Raw genomic sequence first — 19,166 nt, 5'->3', positions numbered from 1 at the left:
CCCTCCCACGGCCCGCGGCCCGGCCGTGCAGACGGCCCCTCACGTGGGACCGGCGTCGCCGCCGGGCAGCGCCCGGGAGTGGTCGAGATCGCCCTGCACCAGGGCCAGCGCCTCGTCCGAGAGGTCGACGATCCGGGACGGGTCCCAGGGCAGCTCCAGCCCGCCGTGATGCAGCACCCGGTCGATCACCCCGGCCGTGAACCCCCAGACCAGCCGCCCGGCCACCGCGAAGGCCGGCCCCACGTGCCCGGACGGGTGGCGCAGCCGCACCCGGTTCGCCGGGTCGGCCAGATCGGCGACCGGCACCCGGAACACCGCGCCGGTCTCGCCCTGGTCCACCGGCCGCACCGGCGACTCCTCGCGCCACCAGCCCAGCACCGGCGTCACCACGAACCGGCTGACCGGGATGTACAGCGCCGGCAGCACCGCGAACACCTGCACCCCGGCCGGGTCCAGCCCGGTCTCCTCCCAGGCCTCGCGCAGCGCCGCCGCGACCGGGCCCGGGCCGTCCGGGTCACCGTCCTCCGGATCCAGCGCGCCGCCCGGGAAGGACGGCTGCCCGGCGTGCGAGCGCAGCGAGCGGGCCCGCTCGATCAGCAGCAGGTCCGGCCCGTCCGGGCCCTCGCCGAACAGCATCAGCACCGCCGCCGCCCGGCCGCCCTCCACCGGCGGCAGGAAGCGGCTCAGCTGCTCCGGCAGCACCCGCTCGGCCGCCTCCCGCACCGGCTCCAGCCAGGCCGGCAGGCCGTCCGCCTCGACCACCCGCACCGCCGACGGCTCCGGAGTCCGCCGTGCCTCGCGGGTCACTCGCCCACCGCCAGGTCCGCGATCCGCCCCTGGTGCTCGGCGGCGTCGGCCCGGGCGGCGGCCTCCCCCGGGAAGTCCCCCGGCGGCCTCAACCGCTGCCCGGGCTGCCCGCCCAGCTCGTACTTGAGCAGCTTGCGCGCCTTCTCCGGGTCGGTCTCGCCCTCCCCGTACGACGGGCAGAGCGGCGCGACCGGGCAGGCGCCGCAGGCGGGCTTGCGGGAGTGGCAGATCCGGCGGCCGTGGAAGACCACCCGGTGCGACAGCATCGTCCACTCCGACTTCGGGAAGATCTCGGCGACGGCCGCCTCGACCTTCACCGGGTCCTCCTCCGCCGTCCAGCCGAACCGCCGGGCCAGCCGCCCGAAATGCGTGTCCACGGTGATCCCGGGCACCCCGAAGGCGTTGCCGAGGACCACGTTGGCGGTCTTGCGGCCCACGCCCGGCAGCGTCACCAGGTCGTCCAGGCGCCCCGGGACCTCGCCGCCGAAGTCGTCGCGCAGGGCGATCGAGAGGCCGATCAGCGACTTCGCCTTGTTCCGGAAGAACCCGGTCGGGCGGATGACCTCCTCCAGCTCCTCCGGGTTCGCGGCCGCCATGTCCTCCGGCGTCGGGTACTTCGCGAACAGCGCCGGCGTCGTCTGGTTCACCCGCAGGTCAGTCGTCTGCGCCGACAGCACGGTCGCCACCAGCAGCTGGAACGGGTTCTCGAAGTCCAGCTCCGGATGCGCGTACGGGTACAGCTCCGTCAACTCGCGGTTGATCCGCCGCGCCCGCCGCACCATCGCCAGGTGCGACTCCGGCTTCCCCGGCTTCACCCCCGGCACGGCCTTCGCCTTCGGTGCCGCCGCCGCCCGGACCTTGCTCTCTGCCATGCACGAAGGCTACGCCGAACGGCCGACGGCGGGCAGCGGATCACCGGAGCCCGCGGGAGCCGCGGGCCGACCTTCGGATGGGCGCGGTCTGGTGGCTCGCGACGGCGGGCTGCCCCAGGCTGAGGGCTACGACGACGCGAGGTGCCCATGTTCGACGAGAGCTTCGCCTTTCCCAGCAGCCTGCTGCGCCCGGTGACCGGCGCCACCGGACGCGTCGCGGTGATCGGGGCCGGGGTGGCGGGCCTCGTCGCCGCCTACGAGCTCCAGCGCAGGGGCTTCGGCATCGTCCTGTACGAGCGGTCGAACCAACCCGGCGGACGGGTGCGCACGCACCGCTTCTGGGACGGCACGCACGCCGACCTGGGCGCCATGCGCATCCCCGGGAACCACCACTGCGTCCTCCACTACGTGTCCCAGTTCGGCCTGCGGACCAGGCCGTTCGTCAACTTCAACCCGGACGCCTACTACCACCTGCGCGGCCGTCGCGCCCGCGTCCAGGAGGTGCACGCGCTGCACCCGGCGTACGCGCTGCGCGCCGCCGAGAAGCAGGACCCGGTGCGGATCCTGGACCGGCTGCTGACGGCCGCCTGGGAGACGCTCACCCCCGACCAGCGCCGGCGGGTGCTGGACGGCCACTGGGACGACCCGGCGCTCGACCGGCTCGTCTCGGTGTCGCTGTGGCAGTACGTCCACGAGCACCTGTCACAGGACGCCTGGGACCTCCTCGGCCACGCCAGCGGCCTGGTCCACTACGAGCAGTCCTCCCTGCTGGAGGTCCTCGTCGACTACTTCGGCCTGTTCCACGCGGGCCAGGTGGAACTGGTCGACGGCACCGACCGCCTGGTGCACGCGTTCGTGCGCCGGCTGCGGCCGAGGACCCTCCAGCTGTCCACCCAGATCGACGAACTCTCGCTGACCCGCCGGGGCGTCCGGGTGCACGGGCGGCGCCTCGGCGGCACGATCACCGAGGACGTCGACTTCGTCGTCTGCTGCGTCCCCGTCCCCGCCCTCGACCAGATCAGCTTCCGGCCCGGCCTGCCCCACCACCAGCGCCACGCGATCCGCGGCATCAGCTACGCCAGCAGCACGAAGACGCTCGTCCACACCAAGCGGCGCGGCTGGGAACTGGACGACCGGATCTTCGGCGGCGGCAGCTTCACCGACATGCCGATCCAGCAGTGCTGGTACCCGTCGGACAACGCCCGGCCCGTCGACGGCCGGACCAACGGGAGCACCGTCGGCAGGCGCTGGGCCGCCCGGGACCCGCAGCGCTCCCACGAGCCCGCGGTGCTCGTCGGCGCCTACCTGTGGGGGGCCAACGCCCGCCGCTTCACCACCCTGCCGCCGGCCGACCGCGACCTGCTGGTCCTGAAGTGCCTGGAACGGCTGCACCCCGGCATCCTCCGCGACGCGGACGACATCGTGCACTGGAACTGGGACGACCAGGTCGGCATGGGCGGCGGCGCCTTCGCCCACCTCGCGCCCGGCGAGCACACCCGGTACCTGACCGGGCTCGGCGCCCCGCACCCGACCGACGACCCGAGGATCTTCTTCGCCGGAGAGCACCTGTCCGGAGCGCACGCCTGGATGCAGGGCGCCGCCCAGTCGGCCCTGGCCGTGGTCGGCCAGGTGATCGACCGGGGGCAGCACGCCGACGACACCGCCCGGCTGCGGGCCGGGTGAGCGCGGCACCGGCGCCCCGGCGCCGACCCGGCGAGCAGAGCGGCGGCCCGGCGACGGGAGCGGCGCTGCGCCGCGACGACCTCGGACCGCTGCTCGCCCCGGCGGCGTCCGCGACCGAGCGGATCGGGCTGGAGATCGAGAACGGCATCGTCGACCCGGAGACCGGGCTGGCCGCCCCCTACGAGGGGAGGAACGGCGTCCGGGCCGTCCTGGAGGCCGTCCTCGCCGAATGGGGCGGCACGGACCGGCGCGACAACGGTCGGCTGACCGGCGTGGACCTGGCGGACACCGCCCAGATCACGCTCGAACACGGCGGCCAGGTCGAGTACTCCTCCGCCCCGGCCGCCGACCTGGCCACGGCCGTGGACGACATGCGGGCCACGATGGAGCGCCTCGCGGAACTCGTCGGGCGCTTCGGCCTGGCCCTCCTGCCCGGCGGCAACCTCCCCTTCGACCGGCTCGACACCGTCTCCTGGGTGCCGATGCTCCGCGGTGCCGTCATGCGCGACTTCTTCGACCGGATCGGCGAGGCCGGCAGCGGGGCCCCGAAGATCATGTCGATGTCGCTGTCCGCCCAGGTGCACCTGGACTACCTGTCCGACGAGGACTTCACCCAGAAGCTGCGGATGCTGACCGCCGCGTCCCCGGTGGTCGCCGCACTCCTCGTCAACTCGCCGCTCCAGGGCGGCCGATCGAACGGGCTGCTCTCGCACAGGTCGCAGAACTGGCTGCGGATGGACCCGCGCCGCTGCGGCGTCCTGCCGCCCGCGCTGCGGCCCGACGTGACCGCCGACGACGTCATCGACTGGGCGCTGGGGATCCCGATGATCTACTACCGCGACCCGGACGGACGGTACCGGCTCGCCCCCGACCGGCCGTTCGCCGAGATCCTGCGGCAGGGCTTCGACGACGGCACCATGCCGACCTTCGACCACTGGGTCTCCCACATGTCGCAGATCTGGACGGACGTCAGAGTCCGCCGGACCCTGGAACTGCGGGCCGGGGACGGCCCGCCGTACCCGCACATCCCGGCCGTACCGGCGCTGTGGGCGGGGCTCGCCTACCACCCCCCGTCGCGGACGGCGGCCTGGGAACTGCTGCGCCACCACGGCGTGGCGGAGCACCGCGCGGCGAAGGCCCGGCTCCCCGCCGACGGCCTGGACACCCTGCTCGGCGGCGACCGGGTCCGCGAACTCGCGGCGGAACTCGTCCGGCTCGCCCGGGCAGGCCTGCGGGACCGGGTCCGCGCCGGCCTGGAACAGCCGAAGGTGCTGGACTACCTCGACCCGCTCGACGAGGTGCTGCGCACCGGGCAGACCTTCGCGGAACAGTGCACGGCCCGCTGGGACACCGACCTCCGCCGCGACCCCCGCCGCTACGTCGCGGCCTTCCGCGTCTGAGCCCCCGTCCGACACGGCCGCCCGGCACGGCCGCCCGGGTGCGCGGGTGCACGGGTGCGCGGCGACGCAGCCCACCCCGCCCGAGCCGGTGCAGTTCTCCGGCCGAAGGGCCTTCCTCGCCCGAACCGTCGCGGGTTAGCGTGACCGGCGGCGGCCGGCCGCCGCCTGCCCACCGAAGAACGAGGAAGCATGGACCAGGACTTCAAGGACATCCCCACCACCACCCTGGCCGACGTGCTCGGGCGCGCCCAGGTCATGGACATCGGCATCCGTCCGCTGTGGGCGGGGGCGCCGCGGGTGGCCGGCCCGGCGTTCACCGTGCAGTGCCCGCCCGGCGACAACCTGATGCTGCACGCGGCGATCCACCGGGCCGAGCCGGGCGCCGTGATCGTCGTCGAGTCGGGAGACCTGGACTACGCGCTGGCCGGCGGCAACGTGTGCGCCGTCGCGCAGCGCCGGGGCGTCGTGGCGTTCGTCGCCGACGGCCTGATCCGGGATCTGGGCGAGGTGCGGGAGCTGGGCTTCCCGGTCTTCGCCCGCGGCGTGATCCCGATCCCGGGGGCCAAGCGGGAGCTCGGCACGCACGGCGCCCGGGTGCGCTGCGGCGGCGTGCTGGTGGCGGCCGGTGACATCGTGGTGGCCGACGAGGAGGGGGTCGTGGTGGTGCCCGCCGACCGACGTGCCGAGGCCCTGGAGGCGGCCCGCGCCAAGCTGGCCAAGGAGGCCGCCGAGACGCTGGACGACTGGGAGGCGGCGCACCGCACCCGGATCGAGAAGACCCTCGGCGAGCTGGGCTTCACCGGCTGACCCCCTGCCCGGCGAGCCCGGCCCGGGTGAACGGGCCGGGTGAACGGGCCGGGTGAACGGGGCCGAGCGGCCGTGCCCCCGGCGGGCCCGCGGTCAGCCCCGGTACAGCCCGTTCAGCTCGCCGAAGCCGAGCGCGCCGTCCAGCTCCGCCAGCGTCCCGGCGCCGAGCAGTTCGGCGGCCGCGCGGCGCGCCGCGGTGTACGCGAGCTGGGCGAGCCCGGTGCCGACGCTGACACGCCGCACCCCCGTGGCGGCGAGTTCGGCGACGGTCGGCCCGCCCGCGACGGCCATGGCGTTCACCGGCAGCGGGGAGCGCTCGCACAGCCCGGCGAGGGCGTCGAGGTCCAGCAGCCCGGGGACGAACAGACCGTCGGCGCCCGCCTCGGCGTAGGCCTCGGCCCGGGCCAACACGTCGTCGAGACCGCCCAGCCCGAACAGGAGGACGTCGGTGCGGGCGTTGACCACCAGCTCGGGCAGCCCGGCCGCGGCCGCCGCCGTCCGGGCCGCCCGCAGCCGGTCGGCCTGCTCGGCCACCGGGAACAGCGGGCCGCCGACGGCCGTCGAGTCCTCCAGGTTGACGCCGACGGCACCCGCCCCGACCAGTGCCGCCACGGTCGCGGCCACGTCGGCGGGCGTCGGCCCGTAGCCGCCCTCGGCGTCGACGGTGACCGGCACGTCCACGGCCGCGACGATCCGGCGGGCCGCATCGACGGCCTGCGCCCGGTCCAGCCGGTGGCCGTCGCCGTGGCCGAGCGACCAGGAGACGCCGCCGCTGGTGGTGGCGATCGCCGGGGCGCCGGCCGAGGCGATGACGGCGGCGCTGCCCGCGTCCCAGGCGTTGGGCAGGACGAGCGGGCCGTCCACGACGAGCTCCCGCAGCCGAAGCGCCCGCTCGCGCGGCGTGGGGGTGGGGGTGGGGGTGGGGGCCTGAGGGGGAGTGGACATGCGGGGTCACCGTTCTTCCGTGCCGTCGGGTGCTGCCTCGGTTCCCCCGCATCGTGCGGCCCGGCCCGGGCGGGTCACCACTGATTAAGCTGGGCCCGAATCTTCTGGGAGGGGCCCGGCATGCGGACGGCACTGCACTTCTCCGCGAACGACCTGGCGCTGACCCGCTTCGCCCTCTCCCCCCTGCAGGAGGTGGTGACCAGCCTCCGCGCCCTCGCCCACTCCCCCGTCCCCGCGCTGCACCGCCGCTGGGCCGACCAGGTCCGCGACCGGCTGGCCGCCACCGGACTCGACCGCGGCCGGCTGGCCGTCATGGTCCCGGCCGTCGGCCACCTGCCCGACTTCCTCAACCCCGCACCGGCGGGCTTCTCCCCCGCCCTCGCCGACGAACTGGCCGCGATCGCCACCACCGGCGCCGGGCAGGTCCGCGCCGACCTGGACATCCTCGCCGCCGAGGCCGGCGGCCGCCTGCCGCCCGTCCTGGAGCCGCTGTACCGCGACCCGGCGGCGCAGCTGCCCCGGCTCACCGCCGAGATCGAGGCGTACTGGCAGCTCGCGCTCGCCCCGTACTGGGCCCGGATCCGCGCCCTGCTGGAGGCGGACGTGTTCCACCGCTCCCGGCAGGCCGCCGAGCACGGCACCGCGCGGATGCTGGACGACCTGCACGAGACGGTCCGCTGGGACGGCGCGGCGCTGCGCCTGGAGCGGCGGCACTGCGCGGTCGCCCGGCTGAGCGCCGGGGCCGGGCTGCTGCTCCTGCCGTCCGCCTTCGCCTGGCCGCGGGTGCTGACCCGGGTGCTGCCGCCGGACCCGCCGCAACTGAGCTACCCGGCGCGCGGCGCGGCCACCCTGTGGGAGCCGCGCCCGAACGGGCGCCCGGACGCGCTGGCCGCCGTCCTGGGCCGGTCCCGGGCCCGGCTGCTGGCCGAGTTGGACTCCCCGGCCTCGACCACCGAGCTGGCCCGCCGCACCGGTCTGTCCGCCGCCGGCGTATCGCAGCACCTGACCGCCCTGCGCGCGGCGGGCCTGACCAGCGCCCACCGGGCCGGTCACAGCGTCCTCTACGCCCGTACGGCGGTGGGCGATTCACTGTTCGAACCGTCCGATGACGCGTTCGACCCGGTGCCGCCCCCGCGACGCCCCACCCGGTGACCCGCCGGTACGAATGGCCCCGCACCGCACACCTCGGCACACCCCCTCCTCATATGATCGGAGCGACATGCGCCATGCTTGGTGATGCAGAGCACGGTACGGAACTTGCGCCGGACGGCCCACCCGCCGAACGGCCGAGAAGGAGGAAGCACGTGGACGACGTTCTGCGGCGCGCCGCACTCTTCGCGGCACTCGACGACGAACAGGCCGGCGAGCTGCGCGCTTCCATGACCGAGGTGACCCTCGCCCGTGGTGAGTCGCTGTTCCACGAGGGCGACCCGGGCGACCGGCTGTACGTCGTCGCCGAGGGCAAGGTCAAGCTGCACCGCGCCTCGCCGGACGGACGCGAGAACATGCTCGCCGTCCTCGGCCCCAGCGAGATGATCGGCGAGCTGTCGCTGTTCGACCCGGGCCCGCGCACCGCGACCGCCAGCGCGCTGACCGAGGTCAAGCTGCTCGGCCTGGGCCACGGCGACCTGCAGCCCTGGCTGCACGCCCGCCCCGAGGTCTCCATCGCGCTGCTGCGGGCCATCGCCCGCCGCCTGCGCCGGACCAACGACGTGATGTCCGACCTGGTCTTCTCCGACGTGCCCGGCCGCGTCGCCAAGGCCCTGCTGGACCTCTCCCGCCGGTTCGGCGTGCAGTCCGAGGAGGGCATCCACGTCGCCCACGACCTCACCCAGGAGGAGCTGGCCCAGCTGGTCGGCGCCTCCCGCGAGACGGTCAACAAGGCGCTCGCCGACTTCGCCGGCCGCGGCTGGCTGAAGCTGGAGGCGCGCGCGGTGGTGCTGATGGACGTCGAGCGGCTGTCGCGCCGCTCGCGCTGACCTCGGCGCGCACGTCTTCACGCCTTCACGCCGTAAACGCCGAAGGGCCCGTCCGAGCGGACGGGCCCTTCGGCGTTCCCCTTCGTGTTCCGTTGCCCGCCCCGCGCGCGACGGGATCAGTCGAGGCCCGGGATCAGCCCGTGCTCCTCCAGGTACTCCAGCTGCGCCCGGACCGAGAGCTCGGCGGCCGGCCAGAGCGCCCGGTCGACGTCGGCGTAGACCCGGGCCACCACCTCGTCCGCGGTCCGGCAGCCGGCCTCGACCGCGGTCTCCACCTGGGCGAGCCGGTTGGCCCGGTGGGCGAGGTAGTAGTCGACGGCGCCGAGCGCGTCCGCGAGCGCCGGACCGTGGCCGGGCAGCACCGTCCGCACGCCGTGCGCGGAGGCCATCGTGTGCAGGTGGCGCAGCGAGTCCAGGTAGTCGCCGAGCCGGCCGTCGGGGTGGGCGACCATCGTGGTGCCGCGGCCGAGGACGGTGTCGCCGGTGAGGATCGCGCCGTCGGCGGGCAGGTGGAAGGTCAGCGAGTCCGAGGTGTGGCCGGGGGTGGCGACCACCCGCAGGTCGAGGCCGCCGACGTCCAGCCGCTGGCCGTTGACCAGGCCCTCGGAGCCCAACCGGTGCGCCGGGTCCAGCGCGCGCACCTCGGTGCCGGTGAGTTCGGCGAAGCGGGCCGCACCCTCGGAGTGGTCGGCGTGGCCGTGGGTGAGCAGGGTCAGCGCGACGCGTTTGCCCTGCTCTTCCGCGAGGTCGACCACCCGGCGCAGGTGGCCCTCGTGCAGCGGGCCGGGGTCGACCACCACGGCGAGGTCCGAGCCGGGCTCGGAGAGCAGCCAGGTGTTGGTGCCGTCCAGCGTCATCGGCGACGGGTTGGGCGCCAGCACGCACAGCGCCCGGGCCGTGGCCTCGCCGTCGATGGTGGCGGCCGGGTCGCCCGGCAGGAGCCCGCTCACCGGTTGTCCCCGCCGGGCCGGTGCAGGGCCCTGAGCGGCAGGATCCGGACGAGCGGCCGCTGGGCCGTCTCGACGAACGGGACCGGACTCTCGCAGGCCGGGGTACGGGGGATCAGGCGGCGGGCGGGCAGCTCGGGTGCCGTCCGGCGAGCCACGGCGTTGTGGGTCATCGGGCGTCGGTCCTCTCTGTTTCGAGTCTGTTCGGCGGCGTCGTCGGCGTCGTCGGCGACAGTGCCGACGAGGGCGGCGCCGGGCGGTCAGGCGTCCTCGGGGAAGTCCCCGTCGATGGTCAGTTCGTCGTACCCGGGCCAGCGGACCGTCATCCGGTCGCCCCGGACCTCGGCCCGGCCCAGCACCGGCTCGAGCGACCGCCCGGCGGCCGCGGCCAGCGCCTCCGCGGCGGTGCGCACCGGCTCCAGCTCGCGCAGCACCGTCACGGTCGGCGGCAGCATCCCGAACCGGCCCTCCCGGTAGCCGAGAACGGCCTCGGCGGGCGTCAGCCAGGCCACCCGGTCGGCCTCGCCGACCTCCAGGGCCGCGCTCTGCCCGGCCGGCAGCACCGCGACGAAGAACCACGTGTCGTAGCGGCGCTCCTCGAACTCCGGGGTGACCCAGCGGGCCCAGCCGCCCAGCAGGTCGCTGCGCAGCACCAGAGCGTGGTCGCGGAGGAACTCGGCGAAGGACAGCTCGTGCGCCTCCAGCGCCGCCCGCTCGGCGCTCCAGTCGCGCGGCGCGGCGACGCTGTCCGCGTCCGGGCCGGCCAGCAGGACGCCGGCTTCCTCGAAGGTCTCGCGGACGGCCGCGCAGACCACCGCCCGCGCCGTCCGGGCGTCCACCCCGAGCCGTCGCGCCCACTCCTCGGGCGCCGGTCCGGCCCAGCCCGTCTCCACCTCGGCGTCGCGCGGATCCACCCCGCCGCCCGGGTAGGCGTACATGCCGGCCGCGAAGGCCATCGAGGTGCGCCGGCGCAGCAGGTACGCCTGCGGCCCGGCGGCCGCGTCGCGCAGCAGCACGACCGTCGCGGCCAGCCTGGGCACCGGCGGGGTCAGCACGCCGGAGTCGACCGCCCGGATCCGGGCGGGCCAACCGGGCGGCATCGGGAGCGTCGTCGCTCGATGGTCCATGCCCGGATGCTAAGCGCACGAAGGCGGGGTTGGACAGGCCCAACCCCGCCTTTCGCGATCACGCTCAGCTGTTCTTGACGCGCACCTGGAGCTCGACCTCGACCGGGGCGTCCAGCGGCAGCACCGCGACGCCGACCGCACTGCGGGCGTGCACCCCGGCCTCGCCCAGCACCTTGCCCAGCAGCTCGCTGGCACCGTTGATCACGCCCGGCTGACCGGTGAAGTCGGGGGCGGAGGCGACGAAGCCGACCACCTTCACGACCCGCTCGATCTGGTCCAGATCACCGATCACCGACTTGATCGCGGCCAGCGCGTTCAGCGCGCAGGTCTGCGCGAGCTCCTTGGCCTCCTCCGGGGAGACCTCCGCGCCGACCTTGCCGGTGCTCGGCAGCTTGCCACCGACGACCGGCAGCTGGCCGGAGGTGAACACGAACTCGCCCGAGCGCAGGGCCGGCACGTACGCGGCGACCGGAGCGGCCACCGGCGGCAGGGTCAGCCCCAGGTCGGCGAGCTTGGCCTCGACCTTGCTCATGCGTTCTTCTCCCGCTTGAAGTAGGCCACCAGCTGCTCCGGGTTCGGGCCCGGCACGACCTGGACGAGCTCCCAGCCGTCCGCGCCGAAGTTGTCCAGGATCTGCTTGGTGGCGTGCACGAGCAGAGGCGCCGTCATGTATTCCCACTTGGTCATGGCCAGACTCTAGACGAGCGGCCACCGCGATCGGCGCCGCCCACGGACCGGCGTGTGAGGTGGCCCACAAAGGGGGCATGATTCAGGCCCGGCCCCCCTGGTGCTCCGGGCATCCGGCGCGCTCCCTGGTTACCCTCGCGAGAGGGCACCGGTAGTTCGGGCCGGCCGACGGAGCGGCCCCGGCCCACGAGACGGACGGAGACGGAGCGTGGCACGCACCCCCGGCCAGGCGGCCCGGCGCGACCCCGACTGGGAGGGCGTCCGGCTGCACGTGGTCAGCGGCAAGGGCGGCACCGGGAAGACCACGCTGGCCGCCGCGCTGGCGCTGGCGCTCGCCGCCGACGGCGGCCGGGTGCTGCTGATCGAGGTCGAGGGGCGCCAGGGCATCGCCGAGCTGTTCGGCATCGCCGCCCTCCCGTACGAGGAGCGCCGGATCGCCGCGGTCTCCCGCGCCCAGCTGGGCCTGCCCCCCGACGACGGGGGCGGCGGAGGCGGCGGCGGCGAGGTGCTCGCGCTGGCCATCGACCCCGAGCAGGCGCTGCTCGAGTACCTGGAGATGTTCTACAAGCTCGGCCGGGCCGGCAAGGCGCTGCAGAAGGTCGGCTTCGTCGACTTCGCGACCACCATCGCGCCCGGCGTCCGGGACGTCCTGCTCACCGGCAAGGCCTGCGAGGCGGCCCGGCGCAAGGGCCCGGACGGCCGCCGCCGCTACGACGCGGTCGTGATGGACGCGCCGCCGACCGGGCGGCTCACCCGGTTCCTGAACGTGAACGCCGAGGTCGCCGGGCTGGCCCGGATCGGGCCGATACACACCCAGGCGCAGGCCGTGATGCGGGTGCTGAAGTCGCCGGAGACCGCGGTGCACCTGGTCACCCTGCTGGAGGAGATGCCGGTGCAGGAGACGGTCGACGGCTTCGCCGAGCTGCGCGAGGCCAGGCTCCCGGTGGGCGGGGTGATGGTCAACATGGTCCGGCCGCCGGTGCTGGACGCCGCGGCGGTGGCCGCGGTGGACGGGGACCACCGCGAGGAGGTCGCCCTGGCCCTCGGCGAGGCCGGGCTCGGCGGGCGCTCGCGCAAGCCGGAGACGGTCCGGGCGGCGGTGGAGCCGCTGCTCGACCCGCTGCTGGAGCAGGCCAGGGAGCACGCCGAGCGGGTCGAGCTGGAGCGCGAGCAGCGCGCCGACCTCCAGCAGCTGCGGCTCCCCACGTACGAACTGCCACTGCTGGGCGAGGGCGTGGACCTCGGCGGGCTGTACCAGCTGGCGGGCCAACTGAAGCGGCAGGGGGCGGCGTGACCACCAACGGAACCAACGGAACCAGCGGGAACGGCGGGGCCGGCCGGGCCCACGGCGGCGGTAGCAGCGGCGGGGTCGGCGACGGCGGCAGCGGTGTCCGGGCCGCCGGCAGCCGGCTCGCCGTCGACGGGCTGATCGACGACCCGAGGACCAGGATCATCGTCTGCTGCGGCTCCGGCGGCGTCGGCAAGACCACCACCGCCGCGGCGATCGGCCTGCGGGCCGCCGAACGCGGCCGCAAGGTCGTCGTTCTGACCATCGACCCGGCCCGCCGGCTCGCCCAGTCGATGGGCCTCACCGAGCTGGACAACACCCCCCGGGTCGTCAAGGGGGTCACCGGCAACGGCGAGCTGCAGGCCATGATGCTCGACATGAAGCGGACCTTCGACGAGGTCGTGCTCGCCCACGCCGAGCCCGAACGGGCCAAGGCGATCATGGAGAACCCGTTCTACCAGTCCCTGTCGGCCGGCTTCGCGGGCACGCAGGAGTACATGGCGATGGAGAAGCTCGGGCAGCTGCGCGATGCCGAGGAATGGGACCTGATCGTCGTCGACACCCCGCCGTCCCGCTCCGCACTGGACTTCCTGGACGCGCCCAACCGGCTCGGCTCCTTCCTCGACGGCCGGGTGATCCGGATCCTGACCGCCCCGGCCAAGGTCGGCGGCCGCAGTGCGATGAGGTTCCTCAACGCCGGCATGGGCCTGATCACCGGCACCCTGGGCAAGATCTTCGGCGCCCAGCTGCTCACCGACGTGCAGACCTTCGTCAGCGCGATGGACTCGATGTTCGGCGGCTTCCGCGAGCGCGCCGACCGCACGTACCAGCTGCTCAAGGCGCCGGGCACGGCGTTCCTGGTGGTGGCCGCGCCGGAGCGGGACGCGCTGCGCGAGGCGGCGTACTTCGTCGACCGGCTCGCCGCGGACCGGATGCCGCTGGCCGGTCTGGTGCTCAACCGGGTGCACGGCTCGGGCGCGCCGCAGCTCACCGCGGAACGGGCGCTGGCGGCCGCCGAGGCGCTGGAGGAGAACGGCTCGGAGCACGCCTCGCCCGAGGCCGAACTGCTCGCGGCCGGGCTGCTGAGGCTGCACGCCGAACGGATGCAGATCATGGGGCGGGAGCGCCGAACCCGCGACCGCTTCGTCTCCGTGTACCCGGACGTGCCGATCGTGGAGGTCGCCGCGCTGCCGGGCGACGTGCACGACCTGGACGGGCTGCGCGCCATCGGGGACCGGCTCAGCGGCACCGCGTAGGCACCGGCCCGGCCCGGGCGCCCAACACCGGTGCGCCCGGCGCGAACGTCCTCGGCACGGATGTCCTCAGCGCGGATGTCCTCAGTCCGAACGTCCTCAGCGCGGGTGCGCCGGACACGGGTGCGCTGGGCACCGATGTCCTCAGCCCGATGGCCCCCCGGCACCGGTCTGCCACGGCGCGGGTCCGCACCGCGCCGGTGTGCTCAGCCCGCCTGGGCGTAGTCCGTCAGTATCACGCCGGTCGCGAGGGACTCCTCGTACTCGGTGCGGGCCGTCTCCAGCAGTCTCCGCCACGAGATGACCGTCGGGCGGCGGCGCAGCAGCGCCCGGCGCTCGCGCTCCGTCATCCCGCCCCAGACCCCGAACTCGACCCGGTTGTCCAGTGCGTCCGCCAGGCACTCCGTGCGGACGGGGCAACCGCTGCACACCGCCTTGGCGCGATTCTGCGCCGCCCCCTGGACGAACAACTCGTCCGGATCACTCGTGCGGCAGGCGGCCTGCGCACTCCAGTCGTCAACCCAGCCCATCCCGGCGCCGTCCTCTCCCGTATCGAGGCTCCCCCACGGCGGCAACGGCATATTCACCGTTGCCAGTTGAGGACGTTACGGAAGAACGACAGCGAGCAACAGCCCCTCCGGGCTCAATCTCGAATGACCCGATTGGACTATGGGTACCGGTCAGCTCACTCGTTGGAGTGATCGCAGGTCGCAAGCCTTGTCAATCGCGGCGCGGCAACTCTCGCCACGCGTGTCATCACGGAGCGCTACCGTCCACACGGGTACAGCAGGCCACAGCTGCCTCAAAAACCCTCTAATATCGGGCAATTCGGGCAAGTCTCTGCACTCACAAGAGTGAATGGTGTTGACGCACCGAAGCTGTCGCAAGCTTGTGACAAGCGTAGGGGAACACCTGCCCCTATGGGCGGGATTCCGCGACGTAGGGTTCTCCTCATGGCACCGAAGCGCCCCCAGGCATCCCAGCCCCCAGGCAACACCGGAGCTCCGCGCGATAAGCGCCGCGAGTCGCCGCTCGACATCGCGGGACACGGAGTGAAGTTCCTGGGCGTCAGCGTGCTCTCCGGAGTCCTGCTGGCAGGCCTCGCCCTGCCCGCCGTCGGCGCCATCGGGCTGACCGCCAAGGACACGGCGGAGAGCTTCTCCAACATCTCCGACGACTTCAAGACCCCGCCGCTCACCCAGGCGACGCAGATCTTCGACGCCAAGGGCGGCCTGATCGCCAAGGTGTACGAGCGCGACCGCACCGTCCTCACCGCCGACCAGATGTCACCGTTCATGCGGCACGCCCAGGTCGACATCGAGGACGCCCGCTTCTACGAGCACGGCGCCGTCGACCTCAAGGGCGTGCTCCGCGCCATCGGCAAGAACGCCGAGAGCGGCACCACCTCGCAGGGCGCCTCGACGCTGACCCAGCAGTACGTGAAGAACGTCAACGTCGAGAAGGCCGGCGACGACCAGGCCGCGGTGCTGGAGGCGCAGCGCAAGACCCTGGGTCGCAAGATCCAGGAGCTCAAGGTCGCGATCAAGCTGGAGGAGGACCTGTCGAAGGACCAGATCCTCACCAACTACCTCAACATCACCTTCTACGGCCACCAGGCCTACGGCATCGAAGCCGCCTCCCAGCGCTACTTCAGCAAGAGCAACAAGGACCTGACCGTCGCCGAGGCCGCCACCCTGGCCGGCATGGTGCAGAACCCGTCGTCCTACGACCCGGTGCGCTACCCCGACAACACGGTCAAGCGCCGCAACGTCGTGATCGACAAGATGCTCGAGAACAAGCACATCACCGCGGACCAGGCCAAGGAGGCCAAGGCCGCCCCGCTGGGCCTGAAGTTCAAGGACCCGCAGAACGGCTGCATCACCGCCCAGGCCGGCATGGGCTTCTTCTGCGACTACGTGCGCCACGTGGTCAAGCAGGACCCGGCGTTCGGCAAGAGCGCCGCCGACCGCAAGAAGCTGTGGGACACCGGCGGCCTCAACATCTACACCACGCTGGACCCGGACAAGCAGGCCGCCGCCCAGAACGCCGTCACCAAGAAGGTCAACGTGACGGACACGGTCTCGGCCGCCGCGACCATGATGGAGCCCGGCACCGGCAAGATCCTGGCCATGGCCCAGACCCGCCCGTACGGCCTGGACCCGAACAAGAACCAGACCGTCGTCAACCTCAACGTCGACTCCGCGATGGGCGGCGGCAACGGCTTCCAGACCGGTTCGACGTTCAAGCCGATCCTCGCCGCGGCGGCCCTGGAGTCGGGCCTGTCGCCCACCCAGCCGTTCCCCTCCGAGAACAAGATCGACTACCCGCAGATGACCACCTGCACGGGCACCTGGAGGAACACCGACAAGCCCAGGGCCACGGTGAAGAACGAGTCGGCCGGCGAGGTCGGCCCGTACGAGCTCAAGCAGGCCATGGCCCTCTCGGTCAACACCTACTTCGTGCAGATGGAACAGCAGGTCGGCCTCTGCGCGATGAAGCAGATGGCCAACAAGCTGGGCATCACCCAGTCCGCCAAGGGCGACGCCTTCCAGGAGGTCCCCTCGATGGTCCTCGGTACCCTGGAGCTCAGCCCGCTGACCATGTCGAACGTCTACGCGACCTTCGCGGCCCGCGGCAAGTACTGCACCCCGATCGCGATCAACAAGATCAGCACGGTCGACGGCAAGGACGTCAAGGTCCCGCAGACCACCTGCAGCCAGGCCTTCTCCGAGCAGACCGCGGACGCCCTCAACACCGTCCTGCTCAACGTGACCGAGAAGGGCACCGCGGCCGCGCTCAAGCTCGACGACGGCCGGCAGATCGCCGGCAAGACCGGTACCACCGACGAGAAGAAGGCCGCCTGGTTCAGCGGCTACACCCCGTCGCTGGCCACCTCCGTCTGGCTCGGCGGCCCGGCCGGCGGCGTCAAGATGAAGAACATCAACATCGGCGGCAAGCACTTCGACGAGGTGTTCGGCGCCGACGGCCCCGGTCCGATCTGGCAGCTCGCGATGAACCAGGCCCTCAAGGGCTCGTCCCCGGAGCAGATCCAGACCATCAACATCCCGGACCCGGCGCCCAAGACCGACCCCAACGCCAACCAGACCGGCGGGGCCACGCCGCCGGCCGACCCCGCCCAGCAGCAGCCCGGCGGCAACCCGCCGCCCCAGGGCGGGAACCCTGGCGGCAACCCCGGTGGCAACCCGGGCGGGAACCCCGGCGGCGGCAACCCGGGCGGGGGCAACCCTGGCGGCGGCAGCAACAACGCCGGCGGGATGATCGGCGGCGGGTTCACCTTCCCGCCGGGCGTCATCGGCGGGAACAACGGCGGCAACGGTGGCAACGGCAACGGCGGCAAGCACGGCGGCAACAACGGCTGACCGGCCCCCGACCCGGGCACGACACGACGAAGGGGCGCCCTCCGAGACCACTCTCGGAGGGCGCCCCTTCGGGCTCCGCGGACGGTGCCATCCGGGCCCTGGCCGGCTGGCGCCCTTCGGGCCTGGCGGCGGGGCTCAGCCCGTCAGCGCCGCCCTCACCGCGGCGGCCACCCGGCCGCCCTCCGCCAGGCCGTCCACCTTCGGCTTCACCAGCTTCATCACGGCGCCCATCGCCTGCGGACCGGCCGCCCCGCTCTCGGCGACGGCGGCCGCCACGATCGCGGTCAGCTCCTCGTCGGAGAGCTGCTTGGGCAGGTACCCCGCCAGCACCTCGCCCTCCTCGCGCTCCCGGGCCGCCTGCTCCACCCGGCCGGCGGTGTCGAACGCCTCCGCCGCCTCCCGGCGCTTCTTCGCCTCGCGGCCGATCACCTTCAGCACCTCGTCATCGGACAGCTCGCGCTTCGCCTTACCCGCCACCTCCTCGCTGGTGACGGCGGCCAGCGTGAGCCGGATGGTGGACGAGCGCAGCTCGTCCCGGTCCCTGATCGCGGCCGTGAGGTCCTCGTGCAGCTTCGCCTTGAGCGTCGTCATGGCCCCGAGTCTCCCACCTGCGACGTTCGGTCGCTTGCCATTAACCGGCCCGGCGGCAGGCAACGGGCCCGCTGGCACGTAGCGGACCCGCCGGCGGCCCCGTATCCGCGCACGGCCACCGGACGTTCACCGGCTGATCCACCGTCTGAGAGCATGGAGCGATGCGACCGCTGTACTCCGTTCCCCTCGGCTTCGCCGCCGCCGGCGCCGCCTGCCTCGCCTACTCCGTCGGGTACGAGGTCCGTTCCTTCCGGCTCCGCCGGGTCGAGGTCCCCGTCCTGCCCCACGGCGCCCGGCCCATCCGGGTACTGCAGGTCTCCGACATCCACATGGTGAGCGGGCAGGGCAAGAAGCAGCGCTGGCTGCAGAGCCTCGCCGGCCTGCGCCCCGACCTCGTCGTCAACACCGGCGACAACCTCTCCGACCCCCTCGGGGTCCCCGCCGCCCTGGACGCGCTCGGACCCCTCATGGACTTCCCCGGCGTCTACGTCTTCGGCTCCAACGACTACTACGGCCCGGCCCGCAAGAACCCGGCCCGCTACCTCCAGGCGATGCGCAGCGGCGCCCACGGCCTCAACAACGCCGACGGCACCGGCCGCCGCGGCGTCACCGGCGCCGTCCACAACCCGTGGGAGAAGCTCCGCGACGGCTTCGACACGGCCGGCTGGCTCGACCTCACCAACACCCGCGGCCGGCTCACCATCGGCGGCCTCGACCTCGAATTCACCGGCCTCGACGACCCGCACATCCGCCGCGACCGCTACAGCGAGGTCGCCGGCGGCCCCTCCCCCGACGCCGACCTCTCCCTCGCCGTCGTCCACGCCCCCTACCTGCGCGTCCTCGACGCCTTCACCGCCGACCGCTACCCGCTGATCCTGGCCGGCCACACCCACGGCGGCCAGCTCTGCATCCCCTTCTACGGCGCCCTGGTCACCAACTGCGACCTCGACGCCCGACGGGTCAAGGGCCTCTCCACCCACCAGGCCGGCGGCCGCCGCTCCTACCTCCACGTCTCCGCCGGCTGCGGCACCAACCGCTACACCCCCGTCCGCTTCGCCTGCCCCCCCGAGGCCACCCTCCTCACCCTCACCCCGGCCCCCCGCTGACCTGCACCGGACGCCCGCCAAGAACCGGATTTCGTGTCTCGGCGAGCGTCCGGTAGAGTTCTACTCGTTGCGAAGGAGACGGAGCAACAAACCGCAGGACCGGGGTGTGGCGCAGCTTGGTAGCGCGCTTCGTTCGGGACGAAGAGGCCGTGGGTTCAAATCCCGCCACCCCGACCCAGTACAGAGGGCCCACCGGAGAAATCCGGTGGGCCCTCTGGCGTTTTGCGTGACCAACTGAGTGACTGGGCCTCACGATCTTCCGCGAACAGATCACCCATGGCCGTCGCACCGGTC

19 protein-coding genes and 1 tRNA gene are annotated in these 19,166 nt (G+C 73.5%); 10 read left to right on the top strand and 10 right to left on the bottom strand.

The window, feature by feature from the left end:
• Nucleotides 1–39: 39 nt before the first annotated feature.
• Both AB0O19_RS26780 and nth read right to left on the bottom strand, forming a co-directional pair.
• A complete protein-coding gene (locus AB0O19_RS26780; protein ID WP_363579684.1) occupies nucleotides 40–807 on the bottom strand; it encodes a CoA pyrophosphatase in 768 nt (255 codons plus the stop codon).
• Complete coding sequence (nth, locus tag AB0O19_RS26775; RefSeq protein ID WP_363579685.1) at nucleotides 804–1,679, bottom strand: endonuclease III; 876 nt, start codon at nucleotides 1,677–1,679, stop codon at nucleotides 804–806. The genes AB0O19_RS26780 and nth overlap by 4 nt, the downstream gene beginning before the upstream one ends.
• 147 nt (nucleotides 1,680–1,826) lie before the next feature.
• Here nth and AB0O19_RS26770 point away from each other — a divergent pair, with 147 nt between their 5' ends.
• The 3 genes from AB0O19_RS26770 to AB0O19_RS26760 all read left to right on the top strand — a co-directional run bounded on the left by AB0O19_RS26770 (nucleotide 1,827) and on the right by AB0O19_RS26760 (nucleotide 5,569).
• The gene (locus AB0O19_RS26770) at nucleotides 1,827–3,362 is read left to right on the top strand and encodes an FAD-dependent oxidoreductase (RefSeq protein WP_363623060.1); all 1,536 of its coding nucleotides are present in this window, start codon (nucleotides 1,827–1,829) and stop codon (nucleotides 3,360–3,362) included.
• Entirely contained in the window at nucleotides 3,359–4,762 is a 1,404-nt protein-coding gene (locus tag AB0O19_RS26765; RefSeq protein WP_363623058.1) for a glutamate-cysteine ligase family protein, read from the top strand. Before AB0O19_RS26770 ends, AB0O19_RS26765 begins: the two co-directional genes overlap by 4 nt.
• Before the next feature lie 189 nt (nucleotides 4,763–4,951).
• Nucleotides 4,952–5,569 (top strand): RraA family protein, encoded by a 618-nt coding sequence (locus AB0O19_RS26760; RefSeq protein ID WP_363623057.1) that lies wholly within the window; start codon nucleotides 4,952–4,954, stop codon nucleotides 5,567–5,569.
• 93 nt (nucleotides 5,570–5,662) lie between these two features.
• Here AB0O19_RS26760 and AB0O19_RS26755 read toward each other — a convergent pair whose 3' ends face one another.
• Nucleotides 5,663–6,514 (bottom strand): isocitrate lyase/phosphoenolpyruvate mutase family protein, encoded by an 852-nt coding sequence (locus tag AB0O19_RS26755; RefSeq protein WP_363623055.1) that lies wholly within the window; start codon nucleotides 6,512–6,514, stop codon nucleotides 5,663–5,665.
• Nucleotides 6,515–6,634: 120 nt separating this feature from the next.
• On the opposite strand from AB0O19_RS26755, the gene AB0O19_RS26750 reads away from it, so the two are divergent.
• Both AB0O19_RS26750 and AB0O19_RS26745 read left to right on the top strand, forming a co-directional pair.
• Nucleotides 6,635–7,666 carry a winged helix-turn-helix domain-containing protein gene (locus tag AB0O19_RS26750; RefSeq protein ID WP_363623053.1) on the top strand — a complete coding sequence of 344 codons (1,032 nt, stop codon included), beginning with the start codon at nucleotides 6,635–6,637 and terminating at the stop codon, nucleotides 7,664–7,666.
• A 152-nt stretch (nucleotides 7,667–7,818) separates the two neighbouring features.
• Nucleotides 7,819–8,493, top strand: a complete 675-nt coding sequence (locus AB0O19_RS26745; protein WP_030240972.1) for a Crp/Fnr family transcriptional regulator — start codon at nucleotides 7,819–7,821, stop codon at nucleotides 8,491–8,493.
• Nucleotides 8,494–8,609: 116 nt separating this feature from the next.
• Here AB0O19_RS26745 and AB0O19_RS26740 read toward each other — a convergent pair whose 3' ends face one another.
• The 5 genes from AB0O19_RS26740 to AB0O19_RS26720 form a co-directional block, all read right to left on the bottom strand.
• Nucleotides 8,610–9,443 carry an MBL fold metallo-hydrolase gene (locus AB0O19_RS26740; protein WP_363623052.1) on the bottom strand — a complete coding sequence of 278 codons (834 nt, stop codon included), beginning with the start codon at nucleotides 9,441–9,443 and terminating at the stop codon, nucleotides 8,610–8,612.
• Nucleotides 9,440–9,613 carry a hypothetical protein gene (locus AB0O19_RS26735; protein WP_363623050.1) on the bottom strand — a complete coding sequence of 58 codons (174 nt, stop codon included), beginning with the start codon at nucleotides 9,611–9,613 and terminating at the stop codon, nucleotides 9,440–9,442. The genes AB0O19_RS26740 and AB0O19_RS26735 overlap by 4 nt, the downstream gene beginning before the upstream one ends.
• Before the next feature lie 87 nt (nucleotides 9,614–9,700).
• Nucleotides 9,701–10,567 carry an NUDIX hydrolase gene (locus tag AB0O19_RS26730; protein WP_363623048.1) on the bottom strand — a complete coding sequence of 289 codons (867 nt, stop codon included), beginning with the start codon at nucleotides 10,565–10,567 and terminating at the stop codon, nucleotides 9,701–9,703.
• A 64-nt stretch (nucleotides 10,568–10,631) separates the two neighbouring features.
• Nucleotides 10,632–11,099 (bottom strand): RidA family protein, encoded by a 468-nt coding sequence (locus AB0O19_RS26725; protein ID WP_063348662.1) that lies wholly within the window; start codon nucleotides 11,097–11,099, stop codon nucleotides 10,632–10,634.
• A complete protein-coding gene (locus tag AB0O19_RS26720) occupies nucleotides 11,096–11,254 on the bottom strand; it encodes a hypothetical protein (RefSeq protein WP_363623046.1) in 159 nt (52 codons plus the stop codon). The genes AB0O19_RS26725 and AB0O19_RS26720 overlap by 4 nt, the downstream gene beginning before the upstream one ends.
• Nucleotides 11,255–11,462: 208 nt before the next feature.
• Here AB0O19_RS26720 and AB0O19_RS26715 point away from each other — a divergent pair, with 208 nt between their 5' ends.
• Together AB0O19_RS26715 and AB0O19_RS26710 are read left to right on the top strand one after the other, a co-directional pair.
• The gene (locus AB0O19_RS26715; protein ID WP_363623044.1) at nucleotides 11,463–12,548 is read left to right on the top strand and encodes an ArsA-related P-loop ATPase; all 1,086 of its coding nucleotides are present in this window, start codon (nucleotides 11,463–11,465) and stop codon (nucleotides 12,546–12,548) included.
• Between the two features lie 131 nt (nucleotides 12,549–12,679).
• Nucleotides 12,680–13,798, top strand: coding sequence for an ArsA family ATPase (locus tag AB0O19_RS26710; protein WP_363579928.1), 1,119 nt, complete (start codon nucleotides 12,680–12,682; stop codon nucleotides 13,796–13,798).
• 203 nt (nucleotides 13,799–14,001) lie between these two features.
• Here AB0O19_RS26710 and AB0O19_RS26705 read toward each other — a convergent pair whose 3' ends face one another.
• Entirely contained in the window at nucleotides 14,002–14,325 is a 324-nt protein-coding gene (locus AB0O19_RS26705; RefSeq protein WP_030240986.1) for a WhiB family transcriptional regulator, read from the bottom strand.
• Between the two features lie 423 nt (nucleotides 14,326–14,748).
• Between AB0O19_RS26705 and AB0O19_RS26700 the strand changes: the two genes are divergently transcribed.
• Nucleotides 14,749–17,175, top strand: coding sequence for a transglycosylase domain-containing protein (locus tag AB0O19_RS26700; protein WP_363623042.1), 2,427 nt, complete (start codon nucleotides 14,749–14,751; stop codon nucleotides 17,173–17,175).
• 135 nt (nucleotides 17,176–17,310) lie between these two features.
• Here the strand turns inward: AB0O19_RS26700 and AB0O19_RS26695 are convergent, their stop codons facing one another.
• Nucleotides 17,311–17,766 carry a GatB/YqeY domain-containing protein gene (locus AB0O19_RS26695; RefSeq protein ID WP_363623040.1) on the bottom strand — a complete coding sequence of 152 codons (456 nt, stop codon included), beginning with the start codon at nucleotides 17,764–17,766 and terminating at the stop codon, nucleotides 17,311–17,313.
• Between the two features lie 161 nt (nucleotides 17,767–17,927).
• Between AB0O19_RS26695 and AB0O19_RS26690 the strand changes: the two genes are divergently transcribed.
• Nucleotides 17,928–18,872 (top strand): metallophosphoesterase, encoded by a 945-nt coding sequence (locus AB0O19_RS26690; protein WP_363623038.1) that lies wholly within the window; start codon nucleotides 17,928–17,930, stop codon nucleotides 18,870–18,872.
• A gap of 100 nt (nucleotides 18,873–18,972) precedes the next feature.
• Nucleotides 18,973–19,046, top strand: a tRNA-Pro gene (locus AB0O19_RS26685).
• Nucleotides 19,047–19,166 lie beyond the last annotated feature (120 nt).

The organism is Kitasatospora sp. NPDC091276, from assembly GCF_040684355.1.
Lineage (GTDB): Bacteria > Actinomycetota > Actinomycetes > Streptomycetales > Streptomycetaceae > Kitasatospora.
This window is presented reverse-complemented; position numbering and strand designations above follow the sequence as displayed.